At 64.2% G+C, this 15,328-nt stretch carries 15 protein-coding genes and 1 other annotated feature (1 of these 16 cut by a window edge); of the genes, 9 read left to right on the top strand and 6 right to left on the bottom strand.

The features are described from left to right. From PP1Y_RS12285 to PP1Y_RS12260, 6 genes are all read left to right on the top strand, one after another. Positions 1-174: the 3' portion of a glycosyltransferase gene (locus PP1Y_RS12285; protein WP_232512662.1), read on the top strand. 801 nt of this gene lie to the left of the window's left edge; 174 of the gene's 975 nt are visible here — the last part of the coding sequence; its start codon lies beyond the left edge, outside the window; it ends in the stop codon at positions 172-174. Next, a complete protein-coding gene (locus PP1Y_RS12280; RefSeq protein ID WP_013832530.1) occupies positions 171-1,631 on the top strand; it encodes an oligosaccharide flippase family protein in 1,461 nt (486 codons plus the stop codon). The genes PP1Y_RS12285 and PP1Y_RS12280 overlap by 4 nt, the downstream gene beginning before the upstream one ends. A 25-nt stretch (positions 1,632-1,656) precedes the next feature. Continuing rightward, complete coding sequence (locus tag PP1Y_RS12275; RefSeq protein ID WP_013832529.1) at positions 1,657-2,577, top strand: beta-1,6-N-acetylglucosaminyltransferase; 921 nt, start codon at positions 1,657-1,659, stop codon at positions 2,575-2,577. Positions 2,578-2,665: 88 nt separating this feature from the next. Next, positions 2,666-3,565: an aspartyl protease family protein gene (locus PP1Y_RS12270; protein WP_013832528.1), complete on the top strand. Its 900-nt coding sequence runs from the start codon at positions 2,666-2,668 to the stop codon at positions 3,563-3,565. Positions 3,566-3,601: 36 nt separating this feature from the next. Then, positions 3,602-5,422 carry an ABC transporter ATP-binding protein/permease gene (locus PP1Y_RS12265; RefSeq protein ID WP_013832527.1) on the top strand — a complete coding sequence of 607 codons (1,821 nt, stop codon included), beginning with the start codon at positions 3,602-3,604 and terminating at the stop codon, positions 5,420-5,422. Between the two features lie 123 nt (positions 5,423-5,545). Beyond that, positions 5,546-5,601 (top strand) — a sequence feature (sul1 is cis-regulatory element that is thought to sense ions involved in sulfur or methionine metabolism; They are found in Alphaproteobacteria). A gap of 68 nt (positions 5,602-5,669) precedes the next feature. Continuing rightward, the gene (locus PP1Y_RS12260) at positions 5,670-7,154 is read left to right on the top strand and encodes a SulP family inorganic anion transporter (RefSeq protein ID WP_013832526.1); all 1,485 of its coding nucleotides are present in this window, start codon (positions 5,670-5,672) and stop codon (positions 7,152-7,154) included. Between the two features lie 63 nt (positions 7,155-7,217). Here PP1Y_RS12260 and PP1Y_RS12255 read toward each other — a convergent pair whose 3' ends face one another. The 4 genes from PP1Y_RS12255 to PP1Y_RS12240 all read right to left on the bottom strand — a co-directional run bounded on the left by PP1Y_RS12255 (position 7,218) and on the right by PP1Y_RS12240 (position 9,881). After that, positions 7,218-7,418 carry a DUF1737 domain-containing protein gene (locus PP1Y_RS12255; protein ID WP_007013714.1) on the bottom strand — a complete coding sequence of 67 codons (201 nt, stop codon included), beginning with the start codon at positions 7,416-7,418 and terminating at the stop codon, positions 7,218-7,220. A 14-nt stretch (positions 7,419-7,432) separates the two neighbouring features. Then, positions 7,433-8,734, bottom strand: a complete 1,302-nt coding sequence (hslU, locus tag PP1Y_RS12250; protein ID WP_007013713.1) for an ATP-dependent protease ATPase subunit HslU — start codon at positions 8,732-8,734, stop codon at positions 7,433-7,435. Positions 8,735-8,748: 14 nt separating this feature from the next. Then, on the bottom strand, positions 8,749-9,309 hold the full coding sequence (hslV, locus tag PP1Y_RS12245) for an ATP-dependent protease subunit HslV (RefSeq protein WP_007013712.1): 561 nt from the start codon (positions 9,307-9,309) through the stop codon (positions 8,749-8,751). A 77-nt stretch (positions 9,310-9,386) separates the two neighbouring features. After that, positions 9,387-9,881, bottom strand: coding sequence for an outer membrane protein assembly factor BamE (locus tag PP1Y_RS12240; RefSeq protein WP_041559281.1), 495 nt, complete (start codon positions 9,879-9,881; stop codon positions 9,387-9,389). A gap of 146 nt (positions 9,882-10,027) precedes the next feature. Here PP1Y_RS12240 and PP1Y_RS12235 point away from each other — a divergent pair, with 146 nt between their 5' ends. Continuing rightward, positions 10,028-10,582 (top strand): ubiquinol-cytochrome C chaperone family protein, encoded by a 555-nt coding sequence (locus PP1Y_RS12235; RefSeq protein WP_013832524.1) that lies wholly within the window; start codon positions 10,028-10,030, stop codon positions 10,580-10,582. Further along, positions 10,579-11,097, top strand: a complete 519-nt coding sequence (locus PP1Y_RS12230) for a DUF177 domain-containing protein (RefSeq protein ID WP_013832523.1) — start codon at positions 10,579-10,581, stop codon at positions 11,095-11,097. Before PP1Y_RS12235 ends, PP1Y_RS12230 begins: the two co-directional genes overlap by 4 nt. A gap of 74 nt (positions 11,098-11,171) precedes the next feature. Here PP1Y_RS12230 and PP1Y_RS12225 read toward each other — a convergent pair whose 3' ends face one another. Beyond that, the gene (locus PP1Y_RS12225; RefSeq protein ID WP_013832522.1) at positions 11,172-11,774 is read right to left on the bottom strand and encodes a TetR/AcrR family transcriptional regulator; all 603 of its coding nucleotides are present in this window, start codon (positions 11,772-11,774) and stop codon (positions 11,172-11,174) included. Positions 11,775-12,088: 314 nt separating this feature from the next. Here PP1Y_RS12225 and PP1Y_RS12220 point away from each other — a divergent pair, with 314 nt between their 5' ends. Continuing rightward, positions 12,089-14,428, top strand: coding sequence for a TonB-dependent receptor (locus tag PP1Y_RS12220; RefSeq protein ID WP_158511846.1), 2,340 nt, complete (start codon positions 12,089-12,091; stop codon positions 14,426-14,428). A 272-nt stretch (positions 14,429-14,700) separates the two neighbouring features. Here PP1Y_RS12220 and ssb read toward each other — a convergent pair whose 3' ends face one another. Next, a complete protein-coding gene (gene ssb / locus PP1Y_RS12215; protein WP_013832520.1) occupies positions 14,701-15,273 on the bottom strand; it encodes a single-stranded DNA-binding protein in 573 nt (190 codons plus the stop codon). Between the last annotated feature and the right edge of the window lie 55 nt (positions 15,274-15,328).

Here is a 15,328-nt window from a genome sequence, read left to right as displayed (position 1 = left end):
CGCTATTCCGCCTCGGCCCTTCGCGATGACGGCTTCGACCTGCTCGTCAACCACTTGCGCGATGGCGGAAGGCAGGACGGCATGTGGCGAACCGTGGCACGGCTCTTACGATACGGCGAACCTGTCCGGGCGTTCCGTCTCGCAGCGACCCTGGCCTTGGTGCGCGCGGCATGAGCGTGCGCCGGGCCGCCTTGTGGTCGATGGGCGCGCAGTACGCGACCTTCACGATCCAGTTCGCCGCCAGCGTCATCATCTCGCGGCTGTTCCTGCTGCCGAGCGACGTGGGCCTGTTCTCTGTGGCGCTGGCCGCCGCCATGCTGGTATCGATCTTCCAGGACCTAGGAATCACCCGCTTCATTTCCGGTCAGCCGCAGATGGAACCCAAGTCCCTGCCCTTCTATGCAGGCGTCGCGGTGTCGATCGGCTGGACAGTTTCGGCGCTGGTCGCACTGGCCGCGCCGCTGGTCGCCCACTTCTATGGCGAGCCTGATCTGGCTCCACTACTATGGCTGATCGCCGCGTCCTATCTCATCAGTCCTTATGCGACGGTGCCAGCCGCGCTGCTGGTGCGCGAAATGGACTTTCGCGCCCTCTTCCACGTCAACGCGGGCAGCGCCCTCGCCGGCAACGGCACGGCGGTGATCCTGGCTGCCTGCGGGTTCGGCGCCAGCTCGCTGGCTTGGGGCGTGCTAGTCACCGCTCTCGTTCGCGCCGGCATCGCCCAATGGCAGCGCCCGGTTCGCCCGCGCCTGCCGCGGGTCTTCTCCTCCGTGAAGCCCATGCTCGGCTTCAGTTCCATGTCCTTTGTGCTGAGCGCCAGCGCTGCCGTGGGGCAACGCTCACAGGACCTTATCGTCGGGCGCCTGCTGGGCATCGCCTCGACAGGACTGTTCAGCCGGGCCAGCGCCCTTGCCGGACAATTGACGACGCTCGTAACCGGCGCGATCGGTTCGGTCTTTTACGCCGCCTTTGCCCGCAAGCGTGACGCAGGCGAGCCGCTGGCCGAACCTTACCTCCATCTCGTTTCCTGTTACACCGCGCTCAACTGGGCGGCGATGGTCGGATTGGCGCTGGCCGCAGAACCGCTGGTCATGCTGCTCTACGGTCCGAACTGGATGGGCTCGGCCTCACTACTGCGCTGGACCGCTCTGGGCGAAATCTTCTTCGTCGCGGTTCCGCTACAGATGGACGTGCCCCTCTTGCTCGGCCAGATCCGCCGTCTCGTCTGGGTCAACCTGCTCGACACCGCTGCAGCCGTGATCATCCTCACGGCAGGCTGCTTCATCAGCCTCGAGGCCGCGGGCATCAGCCGGGTGGTCTACGGGTTCGTCTGGTGGGCGATCTATGCCACCTACCTCGGTCGCCTGATGGGCTTCCGCTTTCGCGACCTGCTGGGGGTCTATCTGCGCAGCGGGATCTGCGCGCTTGCCGCAGGCGTGCCGCTGATCGTCGCCGGCTTCTACGGCCTTGGCGGTGCATCCATGCCGTTTCTCACATTGCTCGGCCTTAGTGGGCTGGGCGTACTCCTCTGGCTCGCGACGCTGGCACTGATCCGTCATCCCGCCTGGCTCGAGATCCGCATGCTCGTGTCCGCGCTCGCCCGCCCGATCCTGTCGCGTGCGGCGGCCTGAGCGCTGGAATACAGCCGCCGTGCGCATGGCCTATCTCATCCTCGCCCATGACAACAGGGCGCAGCTCGACCTCCTGATCGAACGGCTCCTCGGCCCTGGTGGAGAGGACTTCGCGGTCATCCATGCCGATCGCGCCTCGCCGCTTTGGCCGGAGCTGCAGGCATGCCTGCCGGAAGCCACCGGACGGGTACGCCTCGTGGCCAATCCGGTCGCCGTGCGCTGGGGGCACCACAGTCTGGTCGAAGCGATTGCGAAGCTGGTTCGCGAGGCTGTCCGCCTCGGCTGCGACGGTGCGCACCTGATCAGCGGCGCCGACTGGCCGGTGACTGCGCGCGAGGCCATTGCTCAAACCATGCGAGAGGGTCTCTGCCATATCGAAGTCCGCCCCGGACACATGGAAGAGCGCATGCAGACCTTCCGCCTGGACACGCGCTGGCTGCGGCTCGATCCCGCTCGCGATAGACGCGCCTATGCCGCGACCTGGGAATTGCGCCGCCTCGCGCGCTGGGCTGACGCCGCGCGCAATCGGCTCGGGCTACCACGCTCACGCCCCTATGGCCTGTGGGCGTACGGTTCGGGCTGGTGGTCCCTGCCCGCAGACGTGCTGGCAATGCTGGACAAGGAAATGCCGCGCCTTCTAACCTCGGGCCGTCTGCGCGGAACCGTGTGCAGTGACGAACACGTGGTGCCAACGCTCGTCGCCCATGCCTTTCCCGAGCGCATTGCCGCCCACCGGCGCTATGTCGATTTTCCCGCGGGTGCATCGAGCCCGCGCATGCTGACCGCAGCCGACTTGCCTGCCATTGCGTCCAGCGGCGCCTGGTTTGCCCGCAAGGTCGACGTAACCCACGAGCCGGACTTCCTGACGCTCCCCGATTTCCACCCTGCTCCCATGGCGCACCCAGCCTCGATGCGCGGGAAATTGCCTGTTTCCGGGCAGGCCTGAGCGACCCGTCCAACTTGGTGTTCCACCGCATTCGTGGTAACTTCGAGGCGATATAAAGAATACGCAAATCACTGCCCGGGAGCAGGAGATGACAGGCACAGCGCTTGCCCTTGCGGCGGCCCTGATCGCGCACTCCGCGATTGCCGCCACGCCGGCACAATCGGTCCCTGACGACAGCGATGCCGCCAGCGAAATCCTTCAGGCCCAGCCCGATGCCGATGACCGCATGACCGTCGGCGTCGCGATCCATGGCCAGGGTCCCTATCAATTCCTCATCGACACCGGATCGCAGAACACGGTGCTTTCGACCGCGCTCGCCAGTACGCTCGGCCTGCGGATCGGCCCGAGCGCCAAGGTGATCAGCCTTGCCGGCGTAGGCCAGGCGAACACGGCGCGCGTCGAGTCCCTCGATGTCGGGGGGCGGACTTTCCATGACCTGACGGTGCCCCTGCTGCAGGACCGGCACATCGGTGCCGACGGCATTCTCGGCACCGACAGTCTACAGCACCAGCGCGTCGTCCTCGATTTCGACCGCAACACCATCCAGATCGGCGATCCCCACGATTTCGACCGCGGCGGCAGCTACGAAATCACCGTTCGCGCGCGCAAGCGTTCGGGGCAACTGATCATGACCCAGGCCACGATCGACGGCATTCGCACCTCGGTCGTCATCGATACCGGGTCCAGCAGCACGATCGGCAACCGGGCGCTGCAACGCGCCATGCGCGAGCGCAAGGGAGGCAGCGGTGTCCTGACATCCGTCACCGGACAGACGCTTCCCATCGATTTCGGCCTGGCCCAGAAACTCAAACTGGAGTCGCTCGAAGTCGCCAACGTGCTTATCGCCTTCGCCGATGCCCCTGCCTTCGAGGCGCTGCATCTGGAAAAGCGCCCCGCCATCTTCCTGGGAATGCGTGAACTTCGCGCCTTCCGGCGCGTGGCGATCGACTTCACGACAAGAAAGATCCTGTTCGATCTGCCCGGTTGAGATTGCCTAACCGCCAAGTCTCCCTAAATTGCGGCGATGCCACCCGATACAGCCGTGAACAATTCCAATGCCCGCCATGACGGCTGGCGCACGCTCCTCAGGTTCCTTCCCTACCTCTGGCCGGCCGACAACAAAGCCCTGCGCTGGCGGATCGTGTTCGCCTGTATCTTCATTCTCGCCTCGATCGGCACGCAGCTTACCCTGCCCTACCTGCTCAAGTGGGCGGTCGACGCGATGGGCGCTACCGGACCGAAGCTGGTGCAACTGGCGATGCTTACGGTGCTGGGCTACGCGGCGGGCCGCTTTGCGCAGACCGGCTTCGACAACTTGCGCAACATCGTCTTCGAGCGGGTCGGGCAGGATGCCACGCGCTCGCTGGCGGAAAACGTCTTCGGCCAGCTTCATCGCCTGAGCCTGCGCTTTCACCTCGGGCGTCGCACCGGAGAGATCACCAAGACAATCGAGCGCGGTACCAAGAGCATCGACACGATGCTCTACTTCATGCTGTTCAACATCGCGCCCACGGTGATCCAGCTCGCGGTCGTCGCGGTCATCTTCTACATCAACTTCGGATGGGGCCTTGTCGCGGCCACGGCCGTCGCGATTGCCGCCTACATCTGGGTGACGCGCACGATCACCGAATGGCGCACCAAGCTGCGCGAACAGATGAACCGACTCGACGGACAGGCCCTGGCCCGCGCCGTGGACTCGCTGCTCAACTACGAGACGGTGAAGTACTTCTCGGCCGAGCACCGCGAGGAAGAGCGCTATGCCCAGGCCACGCGCGCCTATGCGGCTGCCGCGGTCAAGAGCGAGAACTCGCTCGGCATGCTCAACATCGCGCAGGCGGTGATCGTCAACCTGCTCATGGCCTGCGCCCTCGCCTATACCGTCTGGGGCTGGTACCGCGGCCAGTACACCGCCGGGCAGCTCGTCTTCGTGCAGACCTACCTGACGCAGCTGTTCCGCCCGCTCGACATGCTGGGCATGGTCTATCGCACCATCCGGCAGGGCCTGATCGACATGGCCGAGATGTTCCGCCTGCTCGACGAACCCCAGGAAGTCTCGGACAGGCCCGGCGCGCCGGCGCTCGTCATCCGGCGCCCCTCGGTGGTCTTCGACAATGTCGTGTTCGGTTACGAAAAGGATCGCCGGATCCTGCACGGCCTCTCCTTCGAAGTTCCGGCAGGCCGCAACTATGCCATCGTCGGCCCGTCGGGCGCAGGCAAGTCCACGCTCGCCCGCCTGCTGTTCCGCTTCTACGATCCGCAGGGCGGGCGGATCCTCATCGATGGACAGGACATCAAGGAAGTCACCCAGGCATCGCTGCGCGCCGCAATCGGGATCGTCCCGCAGGATTCAGTGCTGTTCAACGACACCATCGGCTACAATATCGGCTATGGCCGCGACGATGCCACCCAGGCCGATATCGAGGAAGCCGCGCGGGGCGCTGCGCTCATGGGCCTGATCGATCGCCTGCCCCAAGGGTTCCAAACCGAGGTGGGCGAACGCGGCCTCAAGCTGTCTGGCGGAGAGAAGCAGCGCGTCGCGATTGCGCGCACCCTGGTCAAGAATCCGCCAATTCTCCTGCTCGACGAAGCGACCAGCGCGCTCGACACCCGCACCGAACAGGACATCCTGGCAACGCTCCACCGCGTTGCCGAACACCGCACCTCGCTCTCGATCGCGCACCGTCTCTCGACGATTGCCGATGCCGATTCCATCCTCGTCCTGCAGGAAGGCAGACTGGCCGAAGGCGGAACGCACGGGCAGCTTCTGCGGGCGGGCGGGCTCTATGCCGAAATGTGGGCGCGCCAGGCCTCCGAGACCGACGAACTGGGCGAAGCCGCCGAATAGGACCCGCCCGGGCGCGGTCCGTGACCCGGTCCCTTGCAGCGGTGGTGCCCCCTGCGCCCGATGGCCTTCCCGACACGACGGGTTGCATTCGCACCCGCAACACGGCAAAAGCCGCGCCACTCGCTTGGACCCGGTGCAATTCCGGGTGGCTATCCCGGCCGCCGATCCGCCGGGCAACATCATACATGTTCACTGGCACGCCCGCGTGCTTCGCGGGTCGCGGACATGTGCTTGATGCGGATATTGCATGACTGAAACACTCTCCCGATTCCGCCAGGACTGGTTTGGCAACGTCAGGGCCGACGTGCTTGCCGGCCTCGTCGTCGCGCTCGCGCTCATCCCCGAAGCCATCGGCTTCTCGATCATCGCCGGCGTCGATCCCGCCGTGGGGCTGTGGGCCTCGGTGGCGATTGCCATCGTGATCTCGTTCACCGGCGGTCGTCCAGGCATGATCTCGGCCGCGACCGCAGCAGTCGCCGTGCTTGTCGGGCCGCTGGTTCGCGAACACGGCGTGGAATATCTCTTCGCCGCGACGATCCTGATGGGCGTGTTCCAGATCCTCGCCGGCCTGCTCCGGCTCAACCTGGTGATGCAGTTCGTCTCGCGCTCGGTGATCACCGGCTTCGTGAACTCGCTCGCCATCCTGATCTTCATGGCGCAGCTGCCGCAGTTGATGAACGTGACCTGGCACACTTACGCCATGGTCATTGCCGGGCTCGCGATGATCTACACCCTGCCGCGTCTCACCAAGGCGGTCCCGTCCCCGCTCATCTCGATCCTGGTGCTTTCGGTGATCTCGATCTCGATGGGCCTGCCCGTCCACACCGTGGGCGACATGGGCGAACTGCCCTCCGGCCTGCCCTCGTTCGGCCTGCCGCAAGTGCCGCTAACGCTGGAAACCTTCCAGATCGTGGCGCCTACCGCGCTTGCCATGGCCGCCGTTGGCCTGCTCGAATCGCTGCTGACCGCGCAGATCGTCGACGACATGACCGACACCGATTCGTACAAGCGCTATGAATGCCGCGGCCAGGGCATCGCCAACATCGTCGCCGCGCTGTTCGGCGGCATGGGCGGCTGCGCGATGATCGGCCAGTCGGTGATCAACGTGACCTCGGGCGGCCGCGGCCGCCTGTCCACCTTCGTCGCCGGCTTCTTCCTGTTCATCCTGCTGGCCCTGCTCGGCCCGTGGGTCGGCCAGGTTCCGATGCCCGCCCTCGTCGCAGTCATGATCATGGTCTCGATCGGCACGTTCTCGTGGAACTCGATCCCGAACCTTCGCCGCCATCCGTGGCAAAGCTCGGTGGTCATGCTCACAACCGTCGTGTTCGTCGTGGCCACCCATGATCTCTCCAAGGGCGTGATTGCGGGCGTGCTGCTGTCCGGCATCTTCTTCGCCCAGAAGGTTCAGCGCCTGTTCCGCGTCGAACGCACACAGGAAGGCGACACGGCGACTTACCGCGTTTCGGGCGAGATCTTCTTCGCCTCGGTGCATCGTTTCATCGAGCAGATGCAAGCCGGCCAGGAAACCGCGCCCAACGTGATCATCGACATGACTCACGCCCACCTGTGGGACATCTCCTCGGTCGGCGCGCTCGACAAGATCGTCGGCAAGCTCGACCAGGGCGGCGCCAGCGTGAAGGTGATCGGCTACAACGAGGCGAGCAAGGACATCGTCGACAGGTTCGGCCTGCACGACAAGACCGGCTTCGAACTCGGCACCGTCCCGCACTGACAAAACAAAAAGGCCCCCCGCCGCACTGCGCGACGGGGGGCCTTGCTGTTACTCGGCGACCCTTTACTTGACGACGTCGGCCTCGTGCCAGACGACGGCCTGAGCCGCCTTCATGCAGTTCTCGGCCGTATCCCAGGAAATCGTCGGCGAACCGTAGAGGCGCCAGCCCTGCGCCAGCGCCTCTGACACGCGCTCGCAAAAGGCACGGTCGTCCTTGCCGGTCAGCAGGCGATAGATCGGGCGGTCTTCAGGTGTCTGGTACATGTCGCGGTCTCTCCTCAGAGAATATACTTCGACAAGTCCGCGTTGCCCGCAAGGCCTTCCAGCTTGTCGCGAACGTAGGCCTCGTCGATGGTCACCGTTTCGCCGGTGCGGTCCTCGGCCTCGAAGCTCAGCTCCTCGAGCAGCTTCTCCATCACCGTCTGCAGACGGCGGGCGCCGATGTTCTCGACGCTCTCGTTCACCTGCGCAGCGATCTTCGCCACTTCCTGTACCGCATCGGCCGTCACGTGGACCCTGACGTCCTCGGTACCGAGCAAGGCGCTGTACTGTTCGACAAGGTTGGCGCGCGTCTCCGACAGAATGCGCACGAAGTCCTCCTCGGTCAGCGCCTTCAGCTCGACGCGGATCGGCAGGCGGCCCTGCAGTTCGGGCAGCATGTCGCTCGGCTTGGCAACGTGGAACGCGCCAGAGGCGATGAACAGGACGTGGTCGGTCTTCATCGGACCGTACTTGGTAGCAACGGTCGTGCCCTCGATCAGCGGCAGCAGGTCGCGCTGCACGCCCTCGCGCGAGACCGAGCCGCCGCGCACGTCGGAAACGGCGATCTTGTCGATCTCATCGATGAAGACGATGCCGTTGGTCTCCGCATTGGCAAGCGCGGTGCGGGCCACGTCGTCCTGGTCCATGCGCTTTTCGGATTCTTCGTCGACCAGCTTGTCCCAGGCTTCGGGCACCTTCATGCGCCGCCGCTTGAGCTGGTTCTGGCCGAATGCCTTGCCCATGATGTCGGACAGGTTGATCATCCCGACCGATCCGCCCATGCCCGGAATCTCCATCGGGGCAGACGGGCTGTCTTCCACCTCGATCTCGACTTCGGTTTCGTTCATCGCGTTTTCGGTGATGCGCTGGTGGAACGCGGCGCGGGTCGCCTCGGAGGCTCCCTCGCCCACAAGCGCATTGAGCAGGCGATCCATCGCCGCCTTCGATGCCGCCTCGCGAACGGACTCGCGACGACGATCCTTCTCCAGGCGGATCGCTTCCTCGACGAGATCGCGCGCGATCTGCTCGACGTCGCGGCCGACGTAACCGACTTCAGTGAACTTGGTCGCCTCGACCTTCACGAAAGGCGCTTCCGCCAGCTTGGCGAGGCGGCGGCTGATCTCGGTCTTGCCGCAGCCGGTGGGGCCGATCATCAGGATGTTCTTGGGCGTCACTTCGTCGCGCAGGTCGACGGGGAGGCGCTGGCGCCGCCAGCGGTTGCGCAGGGCGACGGCGACGGCCTTCTTCGCTTCCTTCTGACCGATGATGTGTTCATCGAGGGCGCGAACGATGGCCTTGGGCGTGAGGTTGTCTTTCATGCTTCCCCGGGATCTCAGATGGTCTCGACCGTCACGCGGTCATTGGTGAAGACGCAGATTTCGGCCGCGACCTGCATCGCGCGGCGGGCCATGGCCTCGGCGTCGTCCTCGTAGGGATCTAGGGCGCGGGCCGCCGCCAGCGCATAGTTGCCGCCCGATCCGATCGCAGTGATCCCGCCTTCGGGTTCGAGCACATCGCCGTTGCCGGTCAGCACCAGCATGGTGTCCGCATCGGCCACGATCATCAGTGCTTCGAGATTGCGCAGATACTTGTCGGTACGCCAGTCCTTGGCGAGTTCGACGGCCGCGCGCATGAGCTGGCCGCGATATTGCTCCAGCTTGCGCTCAAGGCGTTCGAACAGGGTGAAGGCATCGGCCGTCGCTCCGGCGAAGCCGGCAATCACCTTCCCGCCTTCACCGATCCGCCGCACCTTGCGCGCGTTCGGCTTCATCACGGTATTGCCCATGGAAACCTGGCCGTCGCCGGCAATGACGGTCTTACCGCCCTTCTTCACGCCGACGATCGTCGTACCGTGCCACTGGATCAGGCCGTGGCTCGCCCCATTGCTATCCATGCCGGGGATATATGCCCGGTGCCGCGAGGTTCAAGCGGCTGGGACGAAGCTGTCCGCAAACGCGAAAAGAAAAGCGCTCAGCTGCCGTTCGGTCCGGGGCCGCTCGGGCCGGCCTGGCCACCCATACCGCCGGCGCCGACGGCACCGATGTTGCCGAACAGGTCTTCCAGCAGACCGCGGTGACGGCCCAGCGTCGGGGTCTTGTCACCGTTCGGGCTGATGCGGGCGACCTGCTCGATGCCGCGGCGATCGACGGCAACGACATTGCCCTTGGGATCGAAACGTACGCGCAGCACCGTCTGCTCGTTCGTACGCGGACGGCCGAAGGGCGGCGTCTTCACGAACTGCGAAACGTAGTACCAGTCCTTCTCGCCGAACTGGCTGACGAAAGTCGGGCGGCCGAGAGTCTTTTCCACCGAAAGGCGATTGTCGACACCCGGCTGAACCGAATCGACCAGCGTCTGATCGACGATGTAGCCGCGATGATCCCGGATCGAAGTGCATCCGCCCGCCAGTGCAGCCAGGGCCATCACCAGGCCTGCCGCTGCGATCTTGGGACCAAAACTGCGCATTTTCACACTCCAATCGTCCGGTTCGTCCATGCCAGGCATTGCCAGCAGGCGCCCCGCCCATATATCGGCCGGATTAACGGCATCGAGCCTTAAGGCCCTCCATCGCCTCGTGCAATGGGCGTTGGGGCAGCTGCGTTGAATTGCCGATGAACGAAAGGCCAGTTACCCACGTGTCCCTCCTCTCACGCATTTTCGGCAAGGGCTCCGACAGCCGCGCGGCTGTCCGCCCCCTCTGGCATCGCACGGTGGAGATCGCGCGCGAAAAGGAGTGGTACGCGCAATGCGGCGTGGCCGACACCGTTCCCGGTCGCTTCGATGCAGTGACGCTGGTAACCTCGCTGGTCATGCTGCGCATGGAGCGGGACAAGACCCTGATCGACCCCTCGGTCCGCCTGACCGAGCTTTTCGTCGACGACATGGACGGCCAGCTGCGTCAATCCGGCGTCGGCGACCTTGTGGTCGGCAAGCGCATGGGCAAGCTGATGAGCGTGTTCGGCGGACGCCTGGGTGCCCTGCGCGAAGCCTTCGCCGCGGGTGACGACGAGCAGGTCAGCGCCGCACTCGTCCCCGTGCTGGAGCGAAACGTGACGCTGACCGAAGGCGCGAACACTCAAGCGCTGGCCGCTCGCCTGCAGGCCCTCGCCGCCCAGCTCGACGCCATTTCCGACGAGGACATCATGGCCGCAAGGATTACGCGATGAGCAAGAGCGAATTCTCCCGCGAGATCGACATCCGTCAGGTGGAAGGCAAGGCGGTCCACGTCGAGGCCAACGAAGCGGAACGCGCCGCCCTGGCGAAGCGTTTCAGCCTGGTGCGGATTTCGAAACTCGAAGCCGACCTCGAACTCCACCGGTCCGGCGAGCGTGATGCCGAAGCGCGCGGCACGCTCAAGGCCAGTTTCGTCCAGTCTTGCGCTGTCTCGGCCGAGGACATCCCGGTCGAAGTGAAGGAGCCGCTGTTCTTCCGCTTCGTCCCGCAGGCGACGGACTACAATCCAGACGAGGAAATCGAACTCGATGCCGACGACTGCGACGAGATCGAGTATTCCGGCACGCACATCGACCTTGGCGAAGCCGTAGCGCAGAGCCTTGCCCTTGCCATCGACCCGTTCCTGACCGGCCCCGAAGCGGAGGCTGCCCGCAAGGCCGCAGGGATCGGCTCGCCCGAAGATCAGGGGCCCTTCGCTGCACTCAAGGGCCTCAACGTCAAGAACTGAACGGCGCGGACAGTGCAACCGGATCTAGCTTTATCCGGAAGCTGCGAAACGATGCAGCGCACCAGCGAAGGCGCTCAGCCTTTCACCAGCCTGACAGCCTGACGAAGCACGGCATCGACGACCTCGAACGAGCCTGGCTCCTCGATCTCCTGATCCGGCTGGATCATCCTGTTTCTGCGCATCAGCGTGAAGCCGTAGATCAAGGACCAGTACGCCGCCACGCGAATGCCCAGCGTTTCGTCGGGAAGCGGTTCCCCCACGGCCTTGATCGCGTCGCGTAGCATCGCGAAGCCCTCTCTCTGCGCCTTTGCGATCGGCGCCTCGAGTACGGGTCGAGTCAATTCGCTTTCGTACATGAGCGAGAAGAGACGGGGATTTTCTTCAGCGAAAGCAATGAAATGGCGGCTGACACCCAGGAGTTCATCCTCCACTGAGCCCGGCGATGCGCCGAGATCTGCACGCAGCAGCCTGTCGTAGCCGGTCAAAGCGACAGCAATGAGCAGGGAACGACGGTCGGGAAAGTGATGATAGGGCGCACCCGGCGATACACCCACCACCTGAGCCAGTTTGCGGACTGACAGATCCTCGTGGCCGTAGTGCACCACGTAATCGGTCGCCGCTTCGACGAGCTGCTTTCGCAAATCGTCTCGATGGTAACTTCTGGTCGGCTCCGCCACCCTGTCCCCCTCATGATTTTCCGACTCATTGAAGCCTAAGGATGCGCTTGACAAGTCATCAAGCCACAATCTAAGCGGCGATCAATCAATCAGTGATTAGATTGATCGCCGCGGATCTGAAAGCGGTATGTTCGTAGGAGAGAAGGCGCCGCGCTGGCCCTAGCCGCGCAAAATTCCAGATGAAATTCGGGTTCTCAGATCATCGCGCTGCCTCACGCAGTCGCGAGCGGTGAAGCTCAACATCAGCTCGCAAGAGCGAACGCGGTTCACGGTGCGATCACCGGCCGTCGACATCCAATTCGGGAGGAATGAAATTGAAGAGACTACAACTTGTTTGCGCAATTCTGGCCGGGACCGCGCTGTCCAGCAATCCGGTGTTCGCGCAGAGCGCGGAAACCGCGCAGGACACGGCCCAGCCCCAGGAGAACACCGGTAACGACATCGTCGTCACCGCGCAGCGCCAGTCGCAGCGCCTGCTCGACGTTCCCCTCAGCGTCCAGGCCGTCAGCGGCGACACCCTGCGCGATCGCGGCATCACCGACCAGCGCCAGCTGGGCCTCATCGCGCCCAGCCTCCAGGTCCAGCGCGACAACAACTATTCGATCCGCGGTATCGGCACGCAGTCCTTCGCCAGCACGATCGAATCGAGCGTCGCAACCGCGATCGACGGCGTCACGCTCGGTAGCAGCATCCTGAATGGCAACCCGTTCCTCGACGTGGCCCGCGTCGAAGTCCTGAACGGCCCGCAAGGCCTGCTGTTCGGCAAGAACGCTTCGGCCGGTCTCGTCAACATCACCACCGAACGTCCGGAAATCGGCCACTACGGTGCCAACTTCAACGCACAGGCAACCTCGAATGCCCTGCCCGGCGACAATGCCGACGGCGTCCAGGTCGATTCCACGATCAATGTTCCGGTCACCGACAATTCGGCCCTGCGCGTCAGCGGCATCTACAAGTACCAGCAGCCGATCACGCACTACATTCGCGACAATGCGACCGGCCGGCAGGACAACAACTTCCGCCAGTACGGCCTGCGCGGCAAGTACCTGCTGGAAGCTACCGACCAGCTGACCGTCTACGCCATCGGCGAATACTACGAGACGCACGGCATCGGCACGATCTTCGACGTCACCTACCGCCAGCTCGCCGATGGCAGCATCAATGAAGGCCCGGTCGCGGGCGACGGCGTAACGCCAGGCGATCACAACTTCTATGCGGGAAGCGACGCCGCGCAGTATCGCGACCTCAAGACCGGTGGTGCCCAGCTCAACCTCGATTATGAACTCGACAACGGCTGGACCCTGTCGAACATCTTCGCCTGGAAGTTCTACTCGCTCGGTCAGCAGATCGACGCCGACTCGACCGGACAGAACGGTGCGAACATCAACAGCACCGACTCGCGCTTCGACCAGTTCAGCGAAGAACTGCGCCTGGCCCTGCCCTCGACGGGTCCGCTTACCGGCCAGGTCGGTCTTTACTACTATCGCTCAAAGCTCGATCAGGTCAGCCAGATCGCCGGGAACAACTTCTTCACGGATCCGCTGCTGGGCAACGCGTTCTGCGTGGGGCCCAACGCTCCGTCGACCTGTGCGCGGACCAACGACTACTTCCTGGGCACCGACAAGGACTACACGAGCAAGAACGAGAGCTACGCTGCGTTCGGTCAGCTGACCTATGCCTTCAACGACATGTTCAATGTCTTTGCCGGCGGTCGCTTCACGCATGACAAGGTCTCGATCGACCTCGTCCAGAACACGGGCGATTACTTCCTGACGCTCGGCGTTCCCGACGGGACCTTCAAGCAGAGCTACAGCAACGACGAGTTCAGCTGGAAGTTCGGCGGCCAGTTCAAGCCCACGAACGACGTGATGTTCTATGCCTCCTACGGCCGTGGCTACAAGGGCCCGGGCATGAACGACACCGGCGCATCCCTCGATGCCGACCTCGCCATCTACCCCGAAACCACCAAGAACTTCGAAGCGGGCGTCAAGTCGAGCCTGCTGGGCCGCATGGTCACGATCAACGCCTCGGTGTTCCGGACCATCTTCGACAACTTCCAGATCCAGTCGTTCGATACCGAATTGCGCACTTTCGTGATCGGCAACGCTGCCAAGGTGAAGAGCAAGGGTGCCGAAGCCGCGGTCACGATCCGTCCTGCATACGGCCTGACGCTTTCGGCCACCGGCGCCTATGCCGATACCAAATTCGACACCTACGAAGGCGCACAGTGCTACCCGGGCCAGGGCTGCGGTACGTCCGGTACGTTCGACGCATCGGGATACCGCCTTGCCTATGCACCCAAGTTCACCGGGACGATCGGCGCCGCTTACGAGCTGCCGCTGAACGACAACGGCCTGAGCCTGCTGCTGAATGCCGACCTCTACCATCGCTCGAAGGTCGAGACGGTCATCAATCACGCACCGGATTCGCAGATCGGTGCGATCGACGTCCTGAACGGCAGCATCGGTCTTCGCGGCGACGCCTGGAACCTGTCGGTGTTCTGCAAGAACTGCACGAACAAGGTCTACCCGCTCGCCATCCAGATCGAATCTGGCGACAGCAGCGCTCAGCCCACCCCCATGCTGAGCTATACGCAGCGCTGGGGCCTGGACTCGACCAGGACTATCGGCCTGCGTTTCGGCTACAATTTCTGAGTTGAATGACTTCTGGCGGGCCATCTTCACGGTGGCCCGCCTTTTTCTTTGCCTGATTCCCCCGCCGCCAAGTACGGGCTCATCAGCCAACCGGGCAGCTTGCCGGCTTCGAAGGCGACGATCAGTCTATCGAAATTGTCGCAGGATCTTGGGCAATTCGCCTGCCCGGCGCATCAAGGCAAAAAGGGCTGTAATACAGCCCCCTCGCCCAACCCTGCGGGGCCCGAGCGCAAAAGGCCTTTCCCGCAGCTCTCGATCATCCGCGTTGCGGATCAGAACGGAATGTCGTCGTCGAGATCGTCGCCGAAGCCGCCGCCGCTGCTGCTGCCACCCGACGAACCGCCGGTGCGACCCCAGTCGTCACCGCCACCGCCCGAACGGCCCCAGTCATCGCCGCCGCGCGAGCCACCGCCCGAACGGCCACCGCCGCCGAAGCCACCCGACGAACCGCCTTCATTGAAGCCACCGGAGCGGCCGCCGCCACCGCCGCCCTGCGCGCCGTCGAGCATGGTCATGACCGCGCCCGGGCCCTGCAGCACGACTTCGGTCGAGTAACGGTCATTGCCCTGCTGGTCCTGCCACTTGCGGGTGCGCAGCTGCCCTTCGATGTAGACCTTGCTGCCCTTTTTCAGGAAGCGCTCGGCCACGCCGGCCAGACCTTCGGAAAAGATCGCGACCGTATGCCATTCGGTACGCTCCTGGCGTTCGCCGGTATTGCGGTCCTTCCACGATTCACTGGTGGCGATGCGCAGGTTGCAGACCTTGCCACCGTTCTGGAACGAACGGACTTCCGGGTCGGCCCCGAGATTGCCGACGAGAATGACCTTGTTGACGCTGCCTGCCATGGAATCGCTTTCCTATCGTGTGTGGCCGGTTGGGTAGCCAATCGCGGCGCCTGAC

Source organism: Novosphingobium sp. PP1Y (genome assembly GCF_000253255.1).
Classification (GTDB): Bacteria; Pseudomonadota; Alphaproteobacteria; order Sphingomonadales; family Sphingomonadaceae; genus Novosphingobium.
This window is presented reverse-complemented; position numbering and strand designations above follow the sequence as displayed.